We start from the raw sequence: 14,275 nt of genomic DNA on the forward strand, positions 1-14,275 counted from the left end.
CGCAAGCCCAGCCTTCAGTCCAATCGGAGTGATTTAAAGATGTCTTATTTCACCTGGAAAGAAGCTGGTCTCACGAGCGACTGCTCCAGCCTTGAGGCGATGGCCTCCCGCTTTGAAGAAGCAGCCAGCCTGATGCGCCGCATGGCACAACAAGGCTTTGAGCTCAACTCAAAAGGACGTCAACAACGCATCACCCACAGCGATGCCGAAGTCTTTGAGTCTTGGGGCTTCGTGAATGAAGAATCTGCCTTCCGCCAGCTCACCTTGATGAGCGATCCATCCACCGAATCGCCCGCAACCTAATCAACGACGGCGAAAGCCACCAATCACCCACACCAGTACAAACAAAAAGGAAGATAGCCCGAGGTAGATCAAGGCCCACTTTTGAACAGTGGCGATCTCCCAGCCGAACAGCAGACCATTGGCCGCGTCTCCAGCCGTTGTAAACGCAAGCGGCAAAGGCATGAGGGCAGAGCGAGAAGATCAAGCCATGCTGCCTTGAAAACCGCCATGACGAACTTCCCAAAAACAGTGATGCTGCTCGGCAGCGGCGAACTGGGCAAAGAGGTTGCGATCGCCGCCCAGAGACTGGGTTGCCACGTCATCGCCTGCGACCGTTACGCCGATGCGCCAGCCATGCAGGTCGCAGATCAGGCCGAAGTGCTGACCATGACCGATCCAAACGCCCTAAAGACTGTTGTGAACAAGCATCAGCCGGATGTGCTGATCCCAGAAATCGAAGCGCTGGCAGTGGATGCCTTGCAAGCACTGGAAGACACCGGCATTTGCGTGATTCCCACCGCCAGGGCCACTGCAGTAACGATGAATCGCGACCGAATCAGGAATCTTGCTGCGGGTGAACTCGGACTACGCACCGCACGCTTTGCCTATGCCTCCGATGCACAGGAGCTCCAGCGTGCCGCCGCACCGTTGGGTTGGCCCGTGGTCGTCAAGCCAGTGATGAGTTCCTCGGGGAAAGGCCAAAGTGTGGTTCACTCCGCTGCTGAATTAGATAAAGCCTGGGAGATCGCCATGGCAGGAGCCCGAGGCAGTTCCGCCCAGGTGATCGTGGAGGAATTTCTTGATTTTGATCTTGAAATCACCCTGCTCACCATCCGTCAACACGATGGAACCACCCTGTTTTGCCCACCGATTGGGCATCAACAAGCCAATGGCGACTACCAATGCAGTTGGCAGCCTGCGTCGATCTCGCCCAGCCAACTGCAACAAGCCCAAACGATGGCCCGCACAGTCACCGACAACCTTGGCGGTGCCGGTCTGTTTGGGGTGGAATTTTTCTTATGCGGCGATGAAGTGGTGTTTTCTGAGCTCTCTCCACGACCGCATGACACCGGGCTAGTGACGTTGATCAGCCAAAACCTAAGCGAATTCGACCTGCATCTCCGTGCCGTATTGGGGCTACCGATCCCCTCGATCACTGCTGCCGATGCTGCAGCCAGCCGCGTCATCCTGGCCGAGAGCCAGGGACACCATGTTCAATTCAGTGGTGTGGAACAAGCGCTCACGGAGCCAGACACCAACCTTCTGCTCTTTGGCAAACGAGAGGCTCGGCCAGGGCGTCGGATGGGCGTTGCCCTAGCCCGCGGTACCCAGATCAACGAAGCCTTAGCCAAGGCAGACCGCTGTGCAGCGGCAGTGAAGGTTCAGGTCATGGATTGATCCTGCCGGGCTCGTCCGCCCAAAAACCGATAGTGCTGGATCCCTTCCAGCACGCCTGGTAATTGGGAGCGACTCGCAAAGTAAACACGCTGTTGCTTTCGAAAATCATCCAAACAAGGATCGTGATCGCCCAAAACAACGGTGGTGGGTCGACCGCAAACCAACTCACCATCTCCCTGTTCACTGGCCACAACCAACATCTGTTCCAGTGGAAGGCCCCAGCGCAAAGCAAGAAAACGGATCGCTTCGCTGCGGGATGCCCGCATCGGCAACACGTCTAGAAACCAATGACAGCGCAATTGAGGACGCGCCGCCTGGTGACGCTGGCGCAGACGTTGTCGGATCAAGGGAAGGATCTCTTCTCCAGCATCGCGAATCGTGTAGCTCAACTTGTACGAACCTTGCTGCTCAGGTCGCTGCAATGCAATGTGATCGGTGAGGTCAGCCAGGGCACTTTCCACACCTGCGCGGTCCCAATCCACTCCAATCTGAGCCGACCAAAACAAATCAGGTTCACTTTCCTGGCCGTAGTGAATCTCCGTACCAGCCCCAGTGATCCACACTTTGGGTTCCGGTAACAACAGCTCCCCAAAACGTTGTCTGGCAGCAGGCAATGAACGGCCCGACAGAATCCCTAAAGAACAACGGTCGAGCTGCTCACGCAAAACCTTGAGTGCATCACCATCCGGCTGTTCCAAATTGCTGTCGAGATCAAGCAACAGCAACCGGTCGCCCAAGGGCCGGAAACCTCCAGTGGAGACGGTCTGACTGGATGGAAGCGCGATTGGCTGGGTTACCGCCATCAGACGCTCCTGCATCAATGCCAGGTAAGAACAAACGTGAGCGTCCCAACTGAAGTGGCGACTCACCGCCTCCACGCCGTTGTCACTCCAGCGGCTCCAGCGTTGAAGATCAGAACCCGCACACTCCAAAGCATCTTGAAGCGCCTCTCGATCCGTCACATCTGCGAGTAAGCCGTTGTCACAGCGAGCAAGGATGTCCCGTGGACCTCCGTCATCGGTCGCAACCATCGGCAATCCGCAAGCGGCTGCTTCCAACAAGGTGAGTCCAAAAGGCTCTGTGAGCGCAGGATTCACAAAGAGGCCGCGGCGCTCGGCAGCCCAGCGATAGATGGCAGGAATCTGATCGCGACGATGCTGCTTGGGATAGGCAATACGGCCATAGAGGTCGTAGCGATCAACGAGATCAAACACCTGCTGAAACACGTCGCGCTGCTGTTTCTCCATCTGCCGGGGATCCTCCCGACAGCCGAGCACCAGCACCAAATTGTGTCGCTGCCGTAAAACAGCAGACCGACCGAACGCCTCAACCAGAGCGGGAATGTTCTTGCGACGAACAGCCCTAGAAATCGCTAAAAGCGGTGGAAGCTCAGGCTGACGCAAGAAAGGAGTTAAGAGCTCCTCCACTTCACGAGCCTCTACGGCCTCCGAGCCGGGGTGAAAACGGCGTGCGTCGACACCGGGAGGAACCACCTCAGCGCGTTCAGCGCGAAATCCGCCATAACGGGAATATTGCTGATCACATTCCTGACGCGTGCTGGTGATCACCAAATCGGCATGCGCCAGCGCTAGCTCCTCCGCATCAATGCGTCGGCTGATCGAATAGGTCTGCTCGAGCTGTTGATGGTCGCCACCTCCAGCTATCAGGCGACGCTGCTTCTCACGACCAAGAGAATGCCCTGTAAACACCAAGGGAATGCCAAGACGACGACTGAGCAATGCGCCGACGTAACCAGCATCGGCGTAATGAGCATGAATCCAATCAGGTCGATTTTCGGGTTTCTGAAGATGCACCACAAGCTGATCAGCCAGATCCTCGAGATAAGGCCAAAGCAATTCCTTGCGTAGGTAGCGCTTAGGGCCGAAGGCAAAACGCTGGATGCCGGCACCGGCAGCAATCGCTTCCACTGGCTGGGCGTAATCAGCTGAAACCCGTCGGTCCTGAATTAGCCGAGTCACAACATCAACGCGATCCACTTCGGCCCGCGCCGCAAGGCTGCGCACCAGTTCGAGCACATAGAGGGTTTGTCCTCCGGTATCGGCGTCCCGTCCCAGCTCCAAATCATGGGAGCGAAACAGTCCGTGAAGATGGAGATGAAGAAGCCGAAAACCCACAATCAACCCTCAACAGAACAAGACATCAGGTGCATGCCTTGATTAAGGGTTAAGGCGTTCAAACAAGTTCAAAGCTGAAGACATCCTTAGAAATCAGCAGCTAAAAGCGTTTACTTCGGTTAAAAGCCTGTCTGAAGCTGGATCTTTCGCCATCAACGCATCAACGAGTAAACGCAATTTGATGATGAAATGCAACGCAAAACAGTGGAAATCGATCAGCTTGTTCTGATGATTTGAAGACGACGTTTTAAGAAAATGGGTTTTTTAGAGCTGTCCAGTGACATCCACCAAAGGAACGGTCGTATTCCCCCAACCGCCTCCACTGAAGGTGTAGGGCGACGGAACAGCAAGCTTTTCATTGATCCAAGCCAAGATCATCGGCCCAAGAATCGGGGATTCCTTCTGATCCACAGGAGCCCACAGATTGAAATGGCTGCCACCTGAAGCGAGAACAAGACGATGACCATTCGCTAGTGGATTCCCGCCCTTCAATGGCACCACTGCCTCAGGATCGGAGGGAACCACCCAATCTTTGGTTCCACTCACCAACAACACCTTTGCCTGCAGGGAAGGGCCGCTCGACTCATCAAAAAGAAGCCTCATTGGTGCACTGACCACGACGGCTGCTTTGACACGGGGGTCAGCCAGTGATCCCTGATCAGCTCCTGACAACCAGCTGCATTGCAAGACCCAACTGAGATTTCGATCTGGATCGCGAGGATCTTGACAACGCATTTTCAGCTTCCTGCTGGTGGTCTGCAAACCACTCAATTGCAACGCCGCTGTGGCACCCCATGAATGCCCCACAACCGCTACGTCATTAACAGAGATCTGTTGTCCCGAGAGCAAGGTACCGGCTTCAACTCCATCTAGGAGAGCTGAAACATCGAGAGGACGGAAACGTAGCTCCTCAGAACTGGGTGGAGGTGACGCTCCATCAAATAATTGCTTTTGCTGCTTAGCGTCACTTCCTGGATGATCTGGAAGAAACACGGTGTATCCATTGGCAGCCAACAAACGGCCCCAGCCTTCAAAACTGCCCGGCTCATCCCACAATCCGTGGGAAATCACCACAAGCTTTCCGTTGGATGTTCGCTGTGGCGTCAACACAGTGATGTCGAGTGGCTCAGAGCGATGGCCAACCGAAAAGCGAATCTCAGCGCGTGTCCAACCCTCAGACCCCGATTCAGCCAAAGACTTGGGAGCAGGAGCCGTCGCTGTTCCTTGCTTCACGAGGGAGCGGGCATCATCCTGATTGGCCTGTAAACGTTTGGCGTTAAAAGCCAAAGCCTGAAAGTCGATCGATAAAGAGTCGCCAGGGACATGACGGAGCAAGCCGAGCACATTGGGCTCTCCATCGCGATAGGCGGCTTGCAGAGCATCCGACAACATTTGTCCACTGGTATCAGCAGGCAAACCCTCCACCTTCACCAACTCGGACGCCGTCAATAAGGCTTGCTCCAGCAATGGATGACCCACAGATTGATCCAACACGCCTGGTGTGCTCTGAGGAAGGGGTGCAGTGAGGAACTGAGCAAGCAGTCGGGACACAGAACCATCGCCAGCTTGATCTAGTTCCTTGAGATCAGGATTGGCCTCAATCAACTCCGCCGTTGTGCGTGCCCCCTTCAAATTGAGCGAGAGATTGATATCCAAAAATGGAAGTTCAATCGCGAGTCGTTCAACGGCAGAAACCGACCCAGCCAATGAAACGCTCAATAAGGACGCCAACGCAGCCGCACGAACGCCTTTAACCCTTCGATCAAAGAAAAAAATCATGCCGCCGCCTCGATTGATTCAGGTGGATGCTGCTCCAACACTTGCTTGAGGTAACGACCCGTATGGCTCGTTTCATGTTGAGCCACTTCTTCAGGGGTGCCAGTCACAACAATCTGACCGCCCTTATTACCACCCTCTGGACCTAAATCAATAATCCAATCCGAGCAGCGAATCACATCCAGATTGTGCTCAATACAAATCACGGAATTACCTTTGTCAACAAGTCTCTGGATCACATCCATTAATTTATGAACGTCATAGAAGCTGAGTCCGGTGGTTGGTTCGTCAATTAAATAGAGAGTTTTTCCGGTGGCCCGGCGCGATAATTCAGTGGCAAGTTTCACCCGCTGAGCTTCTCCACCAGAAAGGGTGGGAGCTGGCTGACCAAGCTTCACGTATCCCAAACCAACATCAACCAACGTGGTTAAGCGATCAGCAGCCTGAGGGATCGCAGAAAACACATCAGCAGCCTGTTCCACTGTCATTTCTAGAACATCAGCAATCGTGTTGCCTTTGTAGGTGACCTGAAGGGTTTCGCGATTAAAACGAGCCCCTTTGCAGACATCACATTGCACATAGACGTCAGGCAAAAAATTCATTTCAATGACATTCACACCCTGGCCACGACAGGCCTCACAACGACCACCTTTCACATTGAAACTGAATTGACCCACTTGATAACCGCGAGCCTTTGCCTCCACCGTTGCCGCAAAAATCTGACGAATAGGATCAAAAGCTCCTGTATAGGTGGCGGGATTAGAGCGGGGAGTTCGACCGATCGGAGACTGATCGATCACGATCACTTTATCGATCGATTTCAGACCACGAAGTTCTCCCAATCCTTGAGGAAAAGGAATCTTTCGACCAAGGCCATGTTCAAGCGCTGGATGCAGAAGCTCATTCACCAAAGTGCTTTTTCCACTGCCACTTACGCCAGTAATCGAAACCAAACGTCCTAGCGGGAACTCCACATTCAACCCCTCGAGATTGTTACGAGAGCAGTCGAGAAGTTTTAAACTCCTGGTACCAACATTGCGCCTCTCAGCAGGAGTAGGAATACTCTTATGACCACTTAGATAAGCACCAGTTACTGAATCCTTAGCCCTCAACAAGTCATCAATCGAACCCTCCGCCACGATGTAACCACCATGGACTCCTGCTCCAGGGCCAATATCCACGAGATGGTCGGCAGCGCGGATCGTGTCCTCATCATGTTCGACAACCACCAAGGTGTTGCCTAAATCCCTCAGACGTTCAAGCGTGGCCAATAAGCGATCGTTGTCTCGCTGATGCAAACCAATACTTGGTTCATCGAGTACATAGAGCACCCCGGTTAAGCCAGCACCAATTTGCGTGGCGAGACGGATTCGCTGTGCTTCCCCTCCTGAGAGCGTCATCGCCGGTCGATCCAAGCTCAAATAATCCAAACCCACGTCAAGCAAAAAACGCAGACGCATTCGGATCTCTTTCAGGACAAGATCTCCGATCTGTATCTGTCGAGAATTCAAGAGGGGATCAGAACCTTCAGAGCTGCCAACACCCATCAAGCTTTCAATCCGCTCGAGGGTCTGCCCCACACTGACCGCCGTCAGATCCGTAATCCGATACGGCCCAATTTTCACTGCAAGCGCCTCAGGTCTCAAGCGCAATCCAGCGCAACTCTCACACGGAACTAGCTCTAGATATTTTTCAAGTTTCTGACGCTGTGCTTCTCCACTCGCATCACGAAGCTGGCGTTCAAGGATGGGCAAAATTCCTTCAAAAGGCCTCATATAGGTCTGAGACTTTCGATAACGGCTGTCCGCCTGAATTTGTATGGGTTCACGACTGCCATTCAGCAGAATATCTTTTTGCTCATCAGTAAGATCTTTCCATGGCGTTTTAATTTCAAACCCAAAAGCTTCGCCTACGGAGTAAAGGAGGGAGAAATAATACGAGTTATCTTTTTCTGCCCAAGGCACGACAGCGGAATACACAGGCTGAGTTGGATCTGGAACCACCCGATCAACAGTGAATTTCCGTATGTAACCAATCCCATGGCAAACCTCACAGGCTCCATAAGGACTGTTAAAAGAAAAAAGTCGAGGTGAAAGCTCTTCCATCACCGCCCCATGAACAGGGCATGCATAGTTCTCGGAATAGAGCCTTTCTTTCTCCACACCTTCGGGCAATTCTTCTCCCTTTTTTGGTACCACTTCAACAAGAGCTAAACCGTCACCACGTTTCAATGCCGTACGCAAAGAATCATTCAGACGTTCCTGAATTCCTTCTCGAGCGACCAGACGGTCCACCACAACTTCAATAGCGTGCTGATGATTTTTGTCGAGCTCAATATTGTCTGCCAGCTCACGAACCTCACCATCGATGCGTATCCGAGCAAAGCCTTCAGCAGCCAAACCACTGATCAATTTGCTGTGCGTTCCTTTTTTTCCGCGCACAACCGGCGCTAAAAGTTGATAACGCGTTCCCTCAGGAAGCGTCAAAATCTGATCGACCATTTCATCGATGGTCTGGGGCCGAATGGAACGGCCACATTCAGGACAGTGGGGCTCCCCTGCACGACCAAACAAGAGACGCAAATAGTCGTGAATCTCCGTCACCGTGCCAACAGTGGAGCGAGGGTTATGACTGGTTGATTTCTGATCAATTGAAATCGCCGGTGATAACCCTTCAATCGCATCCACATCTGGTTTATCCACCTGGCCAAGAAACTGACGCGCATACGCAGACAGGCTCTCTACGTAGCGACGCTGACCTTCCGCAAAGATCGTGTCGAACGCTAAGGAGCTTTTTCCGCTGCCACTGACACCGGTAAAGACCACCATTTTGTTGCGCGGAATCGTGACATCCACGTTTTTGAGGTTGTGCTGCCGGGCACCACGAACCTGAATTACCTCCTCCGAGGACCTCTCACTTAAGTTCTCAGCCTTCAACGAAGCAGCCTTCGACGATGTGGAATCATCCTTTGCGGTCGGAGCAGGGCGCCCCATACGGAGTGTGTTCAATAGCCGCTGATTCTAGGGAGACTGCCGCTGTTCAAGCTGCTCGCTGCTCCAACAAACTTGCCGCATACGCCTGAGCGTCATCAAAATCCCCTCCAGCCAATTCAGCCAATTCTTGGCGTCTAGCCTGAGTGTCCCGCAGATGGGACACTCGCGAGCGTGTTTCTCCATCCACCACCTCCTTACTAACCCGGAAGTGATGATCTGCTGCTGCGGCTACTAACGGTTGATGGGTCACACAAAACACCTGGCGATGCTTGGCCATCGTTCGCAGCAAGTTGGCCATTTCTCCACTGACGCGACCGCTCACACCACTGTCGATCTCATCGAACAACAAGGTGCTGGAACCATCTACATCAGCCAAACAGGTTTTAAGGGCTAAAAGAAAACGCGACATCTCCCCTCCTGAAGCCACCTCTGCTAGGGGAGCAAGGGGCTGACCTGGATTCGCCGAAAACAAAAAACAAATGGCATCGGCGCCTAGATCCATCGGCTCAACGGCAGAGAAATCCACCCGAAAGCGAACATTTTCAAGACCCATCGGCCGCAAATGGGTCATCAATCGCTCCTCCAAACACGCTGCGGAAGCTTGTCGCAACATCGTGAGCGACTGGTTACAGGAATCCCGATGCTTGCGAGCCTCCTGTTCCTGGTGCCGCAACTCATCCAAAGCCGCGTCAGCACCACCGGATGCGTTTTGAGCGCGAAGAGTATCGCGTCGCTCGATCAACACCTTCAGTTCAACGCCGTAACGCCGCTCCAAGCGTTTCAGCAAAGCGAGCCGTTCCTGCAGCACACCCAATCGTTCTGGATCGCTCTCTAAAGACGCCCCATACGCTTCAAGACCCCGAATTAAATCGAGCAAACCAGCCTCCATATCCAGGCATCTCTCAGCAGAAACACTCAAAGAGGCATCAAGGGTTTGCAATTGCTGCAGCTCATGGCAACAGGCAGTGAGGTGATCCAAAGCTGATGGAGCCTGTTCAGCTCCGTCTTGAAGCCGGCTAATCAACACAGCAAGACCTTCGAGCAAGCGCACGCCATGGACCAAGCGGTCTTGCTCTTGTTCCAGCTGTTGAATTTCAGCGGGATCGTCGAGGAAAGCGGCCTCGAGTTCCATCAACAATGCGTCTTGTTCCTCCTGCTGTTCCTGAAGACGACGTCGATCGGTCTCCATCTTCAACACGTCGGCATGACAGTTTTGCCAAACCTGCCAAGACTCACTCACGGTTTGTAGACATTGAGCGAGTGGTTCTCCGCCCAGTCGATCGATCCAACGACGTTGCTGACCCGAATAAGCAAGCTGCTGGGTTTGACCCTGCACTGTGAGGTCAATCAACAAAGGCCTGAGCTGAAGCAATTGCTGCCGGTTCACGACAGTGCCATTCAGTCTTGAGCGGCTGCTCAAACGATCGTCTTGACGGCGCCACTCCCGCGACAAGACCAAATCTCCGCCTTCATCATCCAGTTCATGCTCTTGAAGCCAACGCCGCGCAGCATCGGTCGAGGTGAACGTTGCTTCAATCACCGCGCGATCACAACCCGTCCGCACCAACCGCCCCGCAGATGTTCCCTGCATTCCACCCAGTAGGGCGTCGAGTGCATCCAATAACAGTGACTTGCCTGCGCCTGTCTCACCGGTCAACACAGAAAAACCGTGTTCAAACGCCAGCTCCAAGCGCTCAATCAGTGCGATGTTGTCCAGTCTCAGACCGGTCAGCACGGCGAACCCCAAGGTTCAACAAACCGTAGCGACGGCTTCGGTCGTTTAGAAGGGATCACCAACGCAGTGGCGGCTGTGGCACAACACGAGCTAGGAGATTTCATTGAGGCCGCAGGTCTGCTCGAGTACGACCCGGCTGCGATCACGCGAATTTACGCCGGACATCCGCAGCGCCTGCTGCGCCGCCTCTGGCAAACCCTTGTGCCCATTGGGCTTTTACTGATCGGAATTGGTGTCGACAAGCTTCTAGGACTGCTCAGCAATAAAGAACGAGCCAGAACAAGAGCCAGGGAATTTGCCAATTTGCTCGTTGATCTGGGTCCGGCATTCATCAAGGCTGGCCAGGCACTTTCTACGCGTCCAGACATCGTTCCTCCTGTGCTGCTCGAGGAACTGGCCCAACTCCAAGATCAACTTCCTGGCTTCGATAGCGACCTCGCCATGGCCTGCATCGAGGATGACTTGGGTGCACCGGTCGACAGCATCTATGCCGAGCTCGATCGTGAGCCCATCTCCGCGGCATCTCTTGGTCAAGTGCATCAGGGTTATCTCAAGAGCGGCCAAAAAGTCGCGGTCAAGGTGCAACGACCTGGTTTACGAGAGCAAATCACTCTTGACCTTTACATCGTTCGCAACATTGCTGCTTGGCTTAATACAAATATCGGACTAATTCGTAGCGATCTTGTTGCATTGATCGACGAATTAGGAAGCCGAGTGTTTGAAGAAATGGATTATCTAAACGAAGCGGCTAATGCAAACAAATTCCGTGAATTACATCAACAGAATCCACGCATTGCTGTTCCAGAAATCTTCGCTGATGCCACCAGCAGACGCGTGCTGACGATGGAGTGGATTGATGGAGTAAAGCTCACCAATCTTGAAGCTGTTCGCGACTTAGGAATCGATCCCAATGACATGGTTGAGGTGGGAGTGAGCTGCAGCCTGCAACAGCTTCTTGAGCATGGGTTTTTCCACGCTGATCCTCATCCCGGCAACCTTCTTGCAATGGCCGATGGTCGACTTTGCTATCTCGATTTCGGAATGATGAGTGAGGTCAGCCGTGAATCACGTACCGGACTCATTCAGGCTGTCGTTCATCTTGTGAATCGTAATTTTGGAAAGCTCTCCAAGGATTTCGTCACGCTCGGATTTTTAGCCGAAGACGTGAATTTGGAACCGATCGTTCCTGCTTTTGAATCCGTCTTCAGTCAAGCCATCGAGATGGGCGTGAATCGCATGGATTTTAAAAGCGTGACTGACGATATGTCGGGCGTGATGTACAAATTCCCCTTCCGCGTTCCGCCCTATTACGCTTTGATCATTCGCTCCCTCGTCACGCTTGAAGGGATCGCTCTCAGTGTTGATTCGGAATTCAAAATTCTTGGTGCGGCCTACCCCTACTTCGCCAGACGCTTGATGGAAGATCCAGATCCTCAACTGCGTCAAAGCCTGAAAGAGATGTTGTTCGAGGGTGACGCGTTCCGATGGACAAGGCTGGAAAATCTCGTCGCAAGCGCTGCAAGTCAAAGCCAACTAGATCTCGAGACATTGCTTGATCAAGTGCTCGATTTTCTGTTTTCAGCTAACGGCGGAATGCTCCGCAATCAATTGGTTGAAGCTGTAGCTGATCGTTTAGATGCCATTGGCTGGACAGCCCTGCAACGCATTGGTCGCAGCTTGCCGCGGCCTTTTCAACCACCGTTACTACTCGATATTGCCCCGTCTCTCAACGAAGACAGTTATCTCGACCTGGAACCGATCCGGCAGCTGATCAGCGTTTTACAGCAATTGCCAGGTTTCAATCCTGACCTGGTGTTTAGTCGGCTCCCGCGCTTGATTCGTGAACGCGATGCAAGACAAATGGGAGTGGCGCTGGCACAAGGATTAGCCGAACGCGGAGTTGTCCGCCTCGTCAAAGCAGCAGCGGGAAGTCCGAATTAGATTCCGGCAAATGATTTTGACCATGCCTCGCAGATCCAGCCGCCAAACCATCCTGGCGCTTGGTGCCGCAATCGGTCTCAGCGTTGCATCTGCGCTTCAACCAGCCCATGCGGCCAAGGATGTAGCTCTCGTAACCGGGGCCTACAAACGATCGATCTCTGTGAGTGACCTCGTCTATCTCGCAGACACTGGCAAAGCTCGGGGCATTCTTTCTGACATTCTTCGCCTCGGAAAACAGGATCCCAAAGAAGTCGCAAAATTACTGAATCAGAAGCTTGATCTTCCTCTAGTTCTAACCAGTCGTTTGATGTCCACTCGCATTGGAGACGTCATCATCCGGCGAGTCGCATCGATCATTTATCCCCTCAAAGTGCCCGATCCATCGGTCAGTGTTCCTGCGATCCGAGCCGGTGTGATTAATGGTTTGCAAAAAGAAGAGGGGGGCCTCACAGTGATCAGTTTTCTGGATGCCTATCCAGCAGAGGTGATGGAAGTGAATATTCCTGCCCTAATGGCCTTAATTGAAAAAGCTGAATCCATTGCTGGCTTAGTGAAATTCTTCTCCGATTCCCCGCTCGACGGTTTGAAATAAAGCCCGCGTAAAACCCAGCCACTCGATCCAGACACATAGATTTCTGGAATTGCTGCTCTCTGCGGGTGTCCGTACTCAAGAACCTCCGCCGGCGTTTCACGGCCAAACCAGTCATGCAGGACTGGCCAGGACTGATTGAAGCCTATCGATCCTGGCTTCCCGTTTCCTCAGCCACTCCAGTGATCACCTTGCACGAAGGTGCCACTCCGCTCATTCCCGTCCCATCCATTGCGGAACGAATTGGCCGCGGCGTGAAAGTTTTCATCAAATACGACGGTTTGAATCCCACCGGATCCTTCAAGGATCGAGGGATGACCATGGCGATCAGCAAAGCCAAAGAAGCAGGGTGTGAAGCGGTGATTTGTGCCAGCACTGGCAACACCAGTGCCGCCGCCGCCGCCTATGCCCGTCGAGGCGGAATGCGAGCCTTCGTGTTGATTCCAGACGGATACGTCGCACAAGGAAAACTGGCGCAGGCCCTGGTCTATGGAGCTGAAGTGCTGGCGATCCGGGGGAATTTCGACCGTGCTCTCGACATTGTTCGAGAAGCAGCCGAGAAATATCCGATCACCTTGGTGAATTCGGTCAACCCCTACCGACTGCAAGGGCAAAAAACTGCAGCCTTTGAAATCGTCGATGCCTTAGGAGATGCTCCCGACTGGCTATGCATCCCGATGGGTAACGCCGGAAATATCACGGCCTACTGGATGGGATTCCAGGAATATCAACAAGCTGGACGCAGTCGGCGTTTACCGCGAATGATGGGATTTCAGGCCAGTGGCTCCGCGCCACTGGTGAATGAAACCACCGTGAGCGATCCAGAAACAATCGCTACTGCGATTCGTATCGGGAATCCGGTGAACCGAGAGAAGGCCATCGCAGCCCGTAAAGCCAGCAACGGAGCCTTCCTTGATGTCACCGATGAAGAAATCATTGATGCCTACAAACTTCTCGGCGGCCAAGAAGGAATCTTCTGTGAACCCGCCAGTGCAGCCTCAGTGGCGGGCTTAATCAAACGTGGAGCAGAGGTTCCAGACGGATCCACGGTGGTCTGTGTGTTGACAGGCAATGGCCTGAAAGATCCGGACTGCGCCATCAACAACAACGACGCCGCTTTTTACGCCGATCTTGATCCGGATCTGACCACCGTGGCCAAGGTGATGGGCTTCTAAAGCGGTTGATTGGAGGCCCAATATCAGCAGGACCTGATCGGTTCAGACCAGAATCAGACCAGAAACTGCCTGCGGAATTCATCGATTTCGGCTTGCAAAAACAGTGGAAAACCAAGGACAACTTGTCCGCCTAGGCAACTGCAGGTTTTCCCCAGGCTGTGAGCGATGGGGAAACTGAACGATTTTCCCCATCGCTCTTTTTACATTCCACAAGGCGCCAGCTTCAAAAGCTGGCAAAACAGGAGGGTTTG

Annotated in this window: 10 protein-coding genes; 5 read left to right on the forward strand and 5 right to left on the reverse strand. The window is 53.3% G+C overall.

Annotated elements, in window-relative coordinates; translation table 11 throughout:
- Positions 1–39: 39 nt before the first annotated feature.
- Positions 40–303: a hypothetical protein gene (locus tag SYNC_RS13440; protein ID WP_011620819.1), complete on the forward strand. Its 264-nt coding sequence runs from the start codon at positions 40–42 to the stop codon at positions 301–303.
- Here the strand turns inward: SYNC_RS13440 and SYNC_RS13445 are convergent, their stop codons facing one another.
- Positions 304–465 carry a hypothetical protein gene (locus SYNC_RS13445; protein WP_006854947.1) on the reverse strand — a complete coding sequence of 54 codons (162 nt, stop codon included), beginning with the start codon at positions 463–465 and terminating at the stop codon, positions 304–306.
- A gap of 45 nt (positions 466–510) precedes the next feature.
- On the opposite strand from SYNC_RS13445, the gene purT reads away from it, so the two are divergent.
- A complete protein-coding gene (gene purT / locus SYNC_RS13450) occupies positions 511–1,680 on the forward strand; it encodes a formate-dependent phosphoribosylglycinamide formyltransferase (protein WP_041426813.1) in 1,170 nt (389 codons plus the stop codon).
- Here purT and SYNC_RS13455 read toward each other — a convergent pair.
- From SYNC_RS13455 to recN, 4 genes are all read right to left on the reverse strand, one after another.
- Positions 1,665–3,815: an HAD family hydrolase gene (locus tag SYNC_RS13455; protein WP_041427162.1), complete on the reverse strand. Its 2,151-nt coding sequence runs from the start codon at positions 3,813–3,815 to the stop codon at positions 1,665–1,667. The genes purT and SYNC_RS13455 overlap by 16 nt on opposite strands.
- Positions 3,816–4,079: 264 nt before the next feature.
- Complete coding sequence (locus SYNC_RS13460; RefSeq protein ID WP_011620823.1) at positions 4,080–5,594, reverse strand: alpha/beta fold hydrolase; 1,515 nt, start codon at positions 5,592–5,594, stop codon at positions 4,080–4,082.
- The gene (gene uvrA / locus SYNC_RS13465; RefSeq protein ID WP_011620824.1) at positions 5,591–8,584 is read right to left on the reverse strand and encodes an excinuclease ABC subunit UvrA; all 2,994 of its coding nucleotides are present in this window, start codon (positions 8,582–8,584) and stop codon (positions 5,591–5,593) included. The genes SYNC_RS13460 and uvrA overlap by 4 nt, the downstream gene beginning before the upstream one ends.
- A 46-nt stretch (positions 8,585–8,630) precedes the next feature.
- Positions 8,631–10,319, reverse strand: a complete 1,689-nt coding sequence (gene recN, locus SYNC_RS13470) for a DNA repair protein RecN (protein ID WP_011620825.1) — start codon at positions 10,317–10,319, stop codon at positions 8,631–8,633.
- A 75-nt stretch (positions 10,320–10,394) separates the two neighbouring features.
- On the opposite strand from recN, the gene SYNC_RS13475 reads away from it, so the two are divergent.
- From SYNC_RS13475 to thrC, 3 genes are all read left to right on the forward strand, one after another.
- Positions 10,395–12,260 carry an AarF/ABC1/UbiB kinase family protein gene (locus SYNC_RS13475; RefSeq protein WP_193328860.1) on the forward strand — a complete coding sequence of 622 codons (1,866 nt, stop codon included), beginning with the start codon at positions 10,395–10,397 and terminating at the stop codon, positions 12,258–12,260.
- A gap of 22 nt (positions 12,261–12,282) precedes the next feature.
- Positions 12,283–12,852 (forward strand): alpha/beta hydrolase, encoded by a 570-nt coding sequence (locus SYNC_RS13480; RefSeq protein WP_011620827.1) that lies wholly within the window; start codon positions 12,283–12,285, stop codon positions 12,850–12,852.
- Between the two features lie 113 nt (positions 12,853–12,965).
- On the forward strand, positions 12,966–14,024 hold the full coding sequence (thrC, locus tag SYNC_RS13485) for a threonine synthase (protein WP_011620828.1): 1,059 nt from the start codon (positions 12,966–12,968) through the stop codon (positions 14,022–14,024).
- The last annotated feature ends 251 nt before the right edge of the window (positions 14,025–14,275 follow it).

This window comes from Synechococcus sp. CC9311 (assembly GCF_000014585.1).
Taxonomy (GTDB): Bacteria; Cyanobacteriota; Cyanobacteriia; order PCC-6307; family Cyanobiaceae; genus Synechococcus_C.

Excerpts from the sequence above, each read along its gene's own strand:
- SYNC_RS13440 (WP_011620819.1), top strand. The coding sequence starts at position 40 with ATGTCTTATTTCACCTGGAAAGAAGCTGGTCTCACGAGCGACTGCTCC.
- SYNC_RS13445 (WP_006854947.1), bottom strand. The coding sequence starts at position 465 with ATGCCTTTGCCGCTTGCGTTTACAACGGCTGGAGACGCGGCCAATGGT.
- purT (WP_041426813.1), top strand. The coding sequence starts at position 511 with ATGACGAACTTCCCAAAAACAGTGATGCTGCTCGGCAGCGGCGAACTG.
- SYNC_RS13460 (WP_011620823.1), bottom strand. The coding sequence starts at position 5,594 with ATGATTTTTTTCTTTGATCGAAGGGTTAAAGGCGTTCGTGCGGCTGCG.
- uvrA (WP_011620824.1), bottom strand. The coding sequence starts at position 8,584 with ATGGGGCGCCCTGCTCCGACCGCAAAGGATGATTCCACATCGTCGAAG.
- SYNC_RS13480 (WP_011620827.1), top strand. The coding sequence starts at position 12,283 with ATGCCTCGCAGATCCAGCCGCCAAACCATCCTGGCGCTTGGTGCCGCA.
- thrC (WP_011620828.1), top strand. The coding sequence starts at position 12,966 with ATGCAGGACTGGCCAGGACTGATTGAAGCCTATCGATCCTGGCTTCCC.